Origin of the sequence: Bacillus nitratireducens (genome assembly GCF_036320425.1) — a bacterium.
Lineage (GTDB): Bacteria > Bacillota > Bacilli > Bacillales > Bacillaceae_G > Bacillus_A > Bacillus_A nitratireducens.
Window position 1 is genome coordinate 1 of record NZ_JAUMJO010000057.1, and the last position, 326, is coordinate 326.

Sequence of the window (326 nt, forward strand, 5' to 3'; positions counted from 1 at the left end):
GTTTTCGTGATTTGGTGGAAATGATGGAGGAACGTGGTTTATCCATTTCTCATACAACGATTATGCGTTGGGTTCATCAGTATGGTCCTGAATTGGACAAACGAATCCGACGTTACCTCAAGCAAACCAATGACTCTTGGAGAGTCGATGAAACATATATCAAAGTAAAAGGTCAATGGATGTACCTGTATCGTGCTGTTGATTTGAACGGAAACACAATCGATTTTTGCCTAAGCAAAACAAGAGATCATAAGGCTGCAAAGCGCTTTTTGAAGAAAGCTTTGCGGTCTTTTCATGTTTCAAAGCCACGTGTGATAACAGTCGAT

The 326-nt window shown here is 40.5% G+C and carries 1 protein-coding gene; it reads left to right on the forward strand.

Translation table 11 applies throughout. The features are described from left to right. On the forward strand, positions 1-326 hold a 326-nt coding region (locus tag Q3V31_RS30830), incomplete at both ends, for an IS6 family transposase (RefSeq protein ID WP_329767705.1).